The organism is Paenibacillus sp. P4_E11 (assembly GCF_056401635.1).
In genome coordinates, this window is record NZ_JBFUIX010000491.1 from 1 (window position 1) to 1,308 (window position 1,308).

The window sequence follows — 1,308 nt, forward strand, 5'->3', positions numbered from 1 at the left end:
AAATTGGGAGAACTGCTCTGCCATTGTAAATGGTAAGGGTTCAAAACAGAGGGAAGTTTACTTCACCACCGAGTGTAAAGTCTGGTTGAAGAAGTACCTAGCCGGTCGTTTGGATTCATGTGAAGCCCTATTTGTTACTGATACAAATCCAGTAAAAAGAATGGCAATTCCAACGCTTAGATGGGCACTAAAGAGACTTGCTGAACGCGGAGAGATCGAAGCAAATGTATATCCCCATCGATTTCGCCATACCTATGCATGTCAACTGCTCGACAATGGAGCACCATTGGATTTTATTCAAGGCATGTTGGGTCATGAAAAAGCATCAACCACGCAGATCTATGCTCAGCTCCGTGGAGAACGGCGGAGGGAACTTTATCGCCGATTTTTTTAATGGAGATGCCGCTATTCAACGGGCAGGATAGTCTAATCGCTTGCGAATACCTTAGGTATGGCGATCTTACGAAGTTCCCAATTAAGACGTTATAAGAAATGGCCGAAAGGATGAAAAATATGAAAAAGAGTTTACCAAAACAAATCACTGATTTTTTAGGAGATGAAAACAAAAAGATTGATTTTAAAAATACATTTTCAGAATATGTCATTTTCAATACCAATTCGGAAGTGAAAAAAATAATATGGAACGAAATTGAGGCATTTGATCTATTAAAGGAAGTCGAGAATTATGATGCAAATGGCTTTTTGGTATGGATACCCAGATTTAAATGTTTGGGAATGATAGATTTTGAACATGAGCAGTTAAGTTTACTGCGCGAAAGTACCTTCTTAAAWTTTCTTAAGAAACCTGATTACTATTTAGGTGAACTTGTTGATGGAGCGAATGAGGTTGAATTGGAAGATTTATTAAATGAGCAAGCATCACTTTTTCAGCCTGACAATTCAATCTATGGAGTATTAAGAAGAATTCAGAAACATATCATTTCAAGTTTACGATTTGATTTTATTTGTGAAGGAACGTTTCTATACGAAGAACAAATAGGAAATAGCACTTTCATAATTCGTTATTGGCATCATAAAGTAGAAAGTTCTAGAAGAGTCTATGCAAGTTTTAATGGTTGGGTTCCAAATTGTTCTTACAAAGCTAATGTAGGAGATTTTCGATATGTTTTCAAAGAGAATGAATTTATATTACCTAATGTTTTCTACGAGAAGGTGGATAAGTTATTTAGGAAGGTACATAAAGATTATCCATTCTTATTTGAAAATAGTGTTAAAGGCAATTTTGGAAGATAACTCAATGATGTCGGCCACATCTTAAAACACCGTATTCACGCTGCGGGGCTACCC

At 36.4% G+C, this 1,308-nt stretch carries 2 protein-coding genes; both read left to right on the forward strand.

The features are described from left to right. Positions 1-394, forward strand: a 394-nt coding sequence (locus AC1DWB_RS35375; protein ID WP_477545743.1) for a tyrosine-type recombinase/integrase, incomplete at its 5' end; no start/stop codon positions are given. A gap of 119 nt (positions 395-513) precedes the next feature. Then, positions 514-1,254 carry a hypothetical protein gene (locus AC1DWB_RS35380; RefSeq protein ID WP_477545744.1) on the forward strand — a complete coding sequence of 247 codons (741 nt, stop codon included), beginning with the start codon at positions 514-516 and terminating at the stop codon, positions 1,252-1,254. The last annotated feature ends 54 nt before the right edge of the window (positions 1,255-1,308 follow it).